Genomic DNA, 6,000 nt, shown 5'->3' on the forward strand with positions numbered 1-6,000 from the left:
AACTGCTGCAACTTTCGTTGCTTTGGTCACTTCATCAGACATTGATATCAAAAATTGTTTTTGATGCTCGATGCTGTAAGTGCCCACACAGATTGCTTGATTCAAATTGTTAAAGAGCGTCACGCTTATCGCGTTGAGGAGGCGCATCATACGCTCCTCACTTCGAAAGTCAAGCGGTTGTTTTCGCTTTTCTTTCGGCGCCCACTTCCTAAGGGAAGCTGGCTCATCAGGTTGGCGTGTTCCGCCGTGCTGGTAGGGGCGCATTATAGGGAGGCCGATTGCGATGACAAGGGAATTTTTGAAGAAAGTCACGGAAACTTCAAATTATCCAGTTAGAAACAACTTACCCAGTGTATATATACAATGTTATCCACAAGCTGATGATTTCAGCCCTCTTTTATTGGCATTTATCAGGATCTTCCTGGCTGAAGGAATGCCATAATGAAGCGGATAATTTACCTCAAGTGGTCCATGGTAGCGTCTGGTCGTAAAGCTGGTTACCATGAAGGTGAATAGAGTGTTGCACCTTTTTTGCTTTCATTTACAAAAGGTCTTTAAAGATGAATTTATCCAAGTTTCCCGTTTATGTGCAGGCAGCAGTTCTTGCTCTGGTATTGGCGCTGCTCGGCTATCTGGTTGCCCAGGCCCTGCAGTTCTCTCTGAAAGTCGAAGTCATTTTTGCCGCCGGTCTGGCCATTGGCGGTTTCGTGGTACCGCTCTTCCTTAACCGTGCGCCTGCCACCGCCCTCGAACAGGCGACCAGCCAGGAGACCTGTACCTTATATGTAGGCAACCTGCCCTATCGCGCCAACGAGATTGCGGTGCGCGAACTCTTTGCCGAGCAAGGTCAGGTACTGTCAGTTCGTCTGATGAAGGACAAGGCCACCGGCAAACGCAGGGGCTTCGGGTTTGTGGAGATGCCTGTCGCCGATGCGGCCAAGGCCATCGCCGCGCTCAATGACAAGGAGTATCAGCAGCGCACCCTGAAAGTGCGTGAAGCAAATGACAAGCGGGACCGGGATGAGAAGGACGTCAACGACGTCGACGCCTGATATTCAGTACACCACTTCTTCGAGTGACGACAGCCCCCAAGCTTGCAAGGGGGCTGTCAGTTTCTGGGCCCCAGCATCCAGTCGCGTGCAGTAGGCACGTCCCGTCCCCTCGCCAGGCGCCTGGACCGGCAGTGTCGCCAGCAGATGCGCCACCCGCCTTGCCACGGCAAGACCCGAATCGACCAGTTGGCATTCCGGCATCAGCTGTTTGATCTCTTCGTTGAGCAAGGGGAAGTGGGTACATCCCAGTACCAGGGTATCCGGCCTCTCCTCCCCTTCCATCCAGTCTGCGAGCACCTCTCTGAGCAGGGCCATATTGACCGGCAACCCCGCCAGCTTGCGCTCGGCTTCGATAACCAGTTCGGTGGCCCCCTTCAGCAGCACATGCTTGCCCGGGGCGAACTGGGCAATGAGTTCATGGGTATAGTCACGGCTGACGGTGCCGGGCGTTGCCAGCAGACCGATGTAGCCGTTACGGGTCAGGGCGGCGGCAGGCTTGATCGCGGGGACCACGCCGACCACGGGAATGCTGAGTGCGGTACGCAGGGATGGCAGGGCAATGGTGCTGGCGGTATTGCAGGCGATCACCACCAGATCAATGGCGTGCTCGGCCACCATGTGGCTGACCAGTCCGGTACAAGCCTCGATGAGGGCCGCCTCACTCAGCTCGCCATAGGGAAAGTGGGCATTGTCGAAACTGTAGAAATAGTTGTGCTCCGGCAGAGCGCGACGGATCTCCCCATAGACGGTCAGACCGCCCATACCGGAGTCGAACACGAGAATATTGGCCACCTGATCTCCCCCTTGAATGCGAGGCCGCGATCATACTCCCGCCCGGCGCCAATAGAAAAGGCCCTGCCAATGGCAGGGCCCCTGATTTTTCAGATCCAGACAAGGGGATCAGAGTGCGTAGTCCACCGTCACATAGTAGGCACGCTCATCAGCCGGGTAACCCACCGAGGTCTGGTATTCCTTGTCCAGCAGGTTGCTGATCTTGCCGGAGACCTTCCAGGACGGTGCAACCTGATAGCCCACCGCCAGGTTCCACACGCTGTAACCGCCCAGCTGGGTGGTATTGGCCGCGTCACCATAACGCTCACCCTGGTAGATCCAGCTCAGGGAGCCATCGAACTGCTGCCACTGCGCCTGGCTCACCCACTTGGCCCCCTTGCGGGAGATCAGCTGCAACTGCTTGTCGGTGACCTTGTCCTTGGGATCCTTGTATTCGGCGGAAACGCGATGGCTCAGCCAGCCGGTCTCGAACTCCCCTTCCAGCTCAACCCCTTCAATCCGCGCCTTGCCGACGTTTTGCGGCGTCCACATGCCCTGGCTGTCCGGTGCCCACTGGATCATCTGCTCGAAGTCGTTGCGATAACCGGTCAAGCGCCACTCCACACCAGCGGTCTGTCCGTCCAGCATCAACTCGTGGCTTTTCGACTCTTCCGGCTTCAGATCCGGATTGCCGGACCCCGGGTAGTAGAGATCGTTGAAGGAGGGGGCACGGAAACCGGTGCCGTAACGGGCACTGAGGCGATAATCCTCAACGAAGCGCCAGCCAGCGCCGGTTTGCCAGGTGTTGTGACGTCCGAACTGCTCGTTGTCATCGCTGCGACCGCTCAGCTCGGCCTGCCAGACCTGGTTGTCAAACTGGGCCAGGGCATAGAGCCCGGTGTTGTCACGCTCATCGGCCTCACTCGGGAAGGCGACGCCAGAGGAGCGGGAACTATCGTCCAGCATGTCGCGCTGCCAGTCGGCGCCGCCCCCCAGGGTCCAGCTCTCGTCCAGCTTGACGCTGTTGACCCAGTTCAGGGTGTATTGACGGGTATAGAGTCGATCAGCGGACTGATCGCGGCCGCTGGTATCCGGGTAGTCGTAGGCATCCTGTTTGGAGAAGGCGCCGCGCAGCTCGCTCAGGTAGCGCTCGTCATGATAGCGGGAGCCGAGCTGGTAGCTCTGGTTCTCGGTCCAGGTCTCGTTGCGTTGATGAAACGCCGGGCCCCAGGCGGAAGCGGCAGAGGATCTGTCGTACTGGGCAATGTTGCGGAACCAGCGGGTCGTACCGAACAGATCCCAGTTGCTGGCCAGCGCCTGCTGATAATCCACCATGGCGTTATAGCCCCGGTGTCCATGCTTGTCGCCATCGTTCACCCCGACGATGGGATGCACGTTGTAGCCGGTCTCGTCATCGAAACCACCAGCGACCTTGATCTGACCCGCATCACCCACCTGGCTGGCGCTGCTGAAGGCAGCCTGACGCTGCTTGTGGGAGCCCGCGCCCAGGTTGAACTTGTGCTGATTGGTCCCCTGGTCCGGGCGAGTGATGATGTTGATGACCCCACCGATGGCATCGGACCCATAAATAGTGGCGCGTGCACCGCGGATATATTCGATCCGCTCCACCTGGTTGAGGGGCAGGTTGTTGAGCTCGGTCATCCCGGCGGTCAGAGAGGCGCTGCGCACCCCGTCCACCAGCACCAGGGTCTGGGAAGAGGTGCCACCACGTACCCGCAGCGAGCTGAGCTGGCCGCGGCCGCCGTTGCTGACCACTTCCACGCCGGGCAGGGTCTTGACCACGTCGGTCACGGTCTGGGCTTGCAGGCGATCGATCTCGTCACGGGTCACCACGTTGACGGGAGCCAGCACACTGGAGGCAGGCTGGGCGACACGGGTAGCGGTCACCACCATGGTGGGATTGACGGGGATGGTCAGTTGTTGGGCAAAGGCCGCCGTTGGCAACAGGGCAGCCGCCAATAATGTCTTGGACATGAGAGATCCTTAAGTTCGCGTAAGCATCTACTTCGTGGCCGGTTTCTCTCGGCCCGAAATACGAACTTTGGCAGGTCTTCGGGCTTGGGGGCTGATGGCCTACGGCGACGGCTTCCCACCTGACGGCAGTGCCCTGATGTCGCTTCGTTCCCCCTTACCGCTGCGCGCCAGCTCCGGATTCTCACCGGATTCCCTTTTAAGCATGATGCGCCAAAGCGGGGGGATTATAGGCAGAGCTGTCTTGGATGTATAGCCATCTGGATTTCTAATGTCGTTTTTACCCAAAGTCGGTGCCAAGTGGCGCAGATCCTCGCCCCTCTCGTACCTTGAGGCTCGTTGACCGTCATTCGAGCGGGTCAAACACAAGAAATGTTGAGCCAGATCCCACGGCTTTTTGGTAACATGCGGCAAACGTTTGACATCCGAGGAAGCCGTAATGACGACCCCCCCTATGATCGGCCTGGTAATGGGCTCCGACTCTGACTGGCCCGTGATGCAGGCCGCCGCCCGCATCCTCAAGGAGCACGGCGTGCCCTATGAAGCGCGCGTCGTATCCGCCCATCGCACCCCGGATCTCCTGTTTGAATATGCCGCCAGTGCGCGCGATCGTGGTCTGCGCGCCATCATCGCCGGCGCCGGCGGCGCAGCCCACCTGCCGGGCATGCTGGCCGCCAAGACCACGATCCCGGTGCTGGGCGTGCCCATCCCCACCCGCCAGCTCAAGGGGATGGATTCCCTGCTCTCCATCGTGCAGATGCCCAAGGGCGTGCCGGTCGCCACCTTCGCCATCGGCGAGGCGGGTGCCGCCAATGCCGGTCTGTTCGCCGTGTCCCTGCTCTCTGTCGCCCAGGATGGCGACGCTCCCCGTTATCACCAGCAGCTCGACGGCTTCCGCGCCAAGGAGCGCGACCGGGTGCTGGCGCTCACCCTGGAGGAGCCGGCATGATACTGCCCCCCGCCACTTTGGGTATGCTCGGTGGCGGCCAGCTCGGCCGCTACTTCGTGATGTCTGCCCACCGTCTCGGCTACAAGGTGATCGTGCTGGACCCGGACCCCGTCAGCATCGCCGGTGCAGCCGCCGACGAGCAGATCGTTGCCGCCTATGACGATGCCGATGCCCTGCGCGATCTGGCCAGCCGCTGCGATGCCATCACCTGCGAGTTCGAAAACGTGCCCGCCGCCTCCCTGGCCCTGCTGGAGCAGTACAAGCCGGTGCGCCCGGCCGCGAGTGCAGTACGTGTCTGTCAGGATCGCCGGGAAGAGAAAGCCTTCCTGACCCGCGCCGGCGTACCGGTTGCCCCGAACCTGACCCTGCTGCCGGGCGAGCCGCAGCCCGCCCTGCCCGGCGACCTCTTCCCCGCCATCCTCAAGACCGCCCGCGAGGGCTACGATGGCAAGGGGCAGTGGACTATCCACAATGCGGGCGAATTGCCAGCGGCCCTGGCCGCCAGCGGTGTCCCTTGCGTGCTGGAAAAACGCCTGCCACTGGAGGGGGAGTTTGCCCTCACCCTGGCCCGCAGTCCGAGCGGTGCCATCAGTGCACTGCCCCTGGTGCAGAACTGGCACAGCGGCGGCATCCTGGATCAGACCCGTTCCCCGGCCAATGTGCCCGCCCTGGAGCGCGAGGCCCAGCGCATCGCCGAGCACATCATCGCCGCCCTCGACTATGTGGGCGTGCTGACGGTGGAGTTCTTCCTGGTCGGCGGTGAGCTACTGGTCAACGAGATGGCCCCCCGGCCCCACAATTCGGGTCATCCCAGCATCGACAACGCCGGTTGCAGCCAGTTCGAGTTGCAGGTGCGCGCCCTGTGCGATCTGCCGCTGCCGGCACAGGCCGAGGTTCAGCCCGCCATCCTGCTCAACCTGCTCGGGGATCTGTGGCAAGACGGCACGCCGGACTGGGCCGGCGCCCTGGCCCTGCCCGGGGTACACCTTCACCTCTATGGCAAGGGCGAAGCCCGCCCCAGCCGCAAGATGGGCCACGTCACCGTCACTGGCCGCGACTGGCCCGCCGTCGAGGCCACCGCGCACCAGCTGCGCGCCCTGCTGGGTCTGCCTCCGCGCTGAGTCCACCCCTTGACATGCAAAGACCCGGGCCAAGGCCCGGGTCTAATGAGATGGTCACCCCCACCCTGTGAGCGGTACGCTGACAGGGTGTTTTTCTTTCAGGAGAGGCCATCAT

At 61.3% G+C, this 6,000-nt stretch carries 6 protein-coding genes and 1 riboswitch; of the genes, 3 read left to right on the forward strand and 3 right to left on the reverse strand.

The window, feature by feature from the left end; all coding sequences use genetic code 11:
* A partial coding sequence (locus tag OKB81_RS18955; RefSeq protein ID WP_270805375.1) for a hypothetical protein occupies positions 1 to 312 on the reverse strand: 312 nt, incomplete at its 3' end.
* A 248-nt stretch (positions 313 to 560) separates the two neighbouring features.
* Between OKB81_RS18955 and OKB81_RS18960 the strand changes: the two genes are divergently transcribed.
* Positions 561 to 1,052 (forward strand): RNA recognition motif domain-containing protein, encoded by a 492-nt coding sequence (locus OKB81_RS18960; RefSeq protein ID WP_029313407.1) that lies wholly within the window; start codon positions 561 to 563, stop codon positions 1,050 to 1,052.
* A 3-nt stretch (positions 1,053 to 1,055) separates the two neighbouring features.
* On the opposite strand, the gene murI is transcribed toward OKB81_RS18960, so the two are convergent.
* Together murI and OKB81_RS18970 are read right to left on the reverse strand one after the other, a co-directional pair.
* The gene (gene murI / locus OKB81_RS18965) at positions 1,056 to 1,844 is read right to left on the reverse strand and encodes a glutamate racemase (protein WP_010672351.1); all 789 of its coding nucleotides are present in this window, start codon (positions 1,842 to 1,844) and stop codon (positions 1,056 to 1,058) included.
* A 108-nt stretch (positions 1,845 to 1,952) separates the two neighbouring features.
* Positions 1,953 to 3,818: a TonB-dependent receptor domain-containing protein gene (locus OKB81_RS18970; RefSeq protein ID WP_041212100.1), complete on the reverse strand. Its 1,866-nt coding sequence runs from the start codon at positions 3,816 to 3,818 to the stop codon at positions 1,953 to 1,955.
* A gap of 52 nt (positions 3,819 to 3,870) precedes the next feature.
* A riboswitch (cobalamin riboswitch) is annotated at positions 3,871 to 4,048 on the reverse strand.
* 206 nt (positions 4,049 to 4,254) lie between these two features.
* On the opposite strand from OKB81_RS18970, the gene purE reads away from it, so the two are divergent.
* Together purE and OKB81_RS18980 are read left to right on the forward strand one after the other, a co-directional pair.
* Positions 4,255 to 4,764, forward strand: coding sequence for a 5-(carboxyamino)imidazole ribonucleotide mutase (gene purE, locus OKB81_RS18975; RefSeq protein WP_029313402.1), 510 nt, complete (start codon positions 4,255 to 4,257; stop codon positions 4,762 to 4,764).
* Complete coding sequence (locus OKB81_RS18980; protein ID WP_053287978.1) at positions 4,761 to 5,885, forward strand: 5-(carboxyamino)imidazole ribonucleotide synthase; 1,125 nt, start codon at positions 4,761 to 4,763, stop codon at positions 5,883 to 5,885. The genes purE and OKB81_RS18980 overlap by 4 nt, the downstream gene beginning before the upstream one ends.
* Positions 5,886 to 6,000: the final 115 nt, after the last annotated feature.

It is taken from the genome of Aeromonas sp. QDB56, assembly GCF_027705505.1.
GTDB classification, from domain to species: domain Bacteria; phylum Pseudomonadota; class Gammaproteobacteria; order Enterobacterales; family Aeromonadaceae; genus Aeromonas; species Aeromonas caviae.

Coding starts and splice junctions, on each gene's coding strand:
- OKB81_RS18960 (WP_029313407.1), top strand. CDS start 561: ATGAATTTATCCAAGTTTCCCGTTTATGTGCAGGCAGCAGTTCTTGCT.
- OKB81_RS18970 (WP_041212100.1), bottom strand. CDS start 3,818: ATGTCCAAGACATTATTGGCGGCTGCCCTGTTGCCAACGGCGGCCTTT.
- purE (WP_029313402.1), top strand. CDS start 4,255: ATGACGACCCCCCCTATGATCGGCCTGGTAATGGGCTCCGACTCTGAC.
- OKB81_RS18980 (WP_053287978.1), top strand. CDS start 4,761: ATGATACTGCCCCCCGCCACTTTGGGTATGCTCGGTGGCGGCCAGCTC.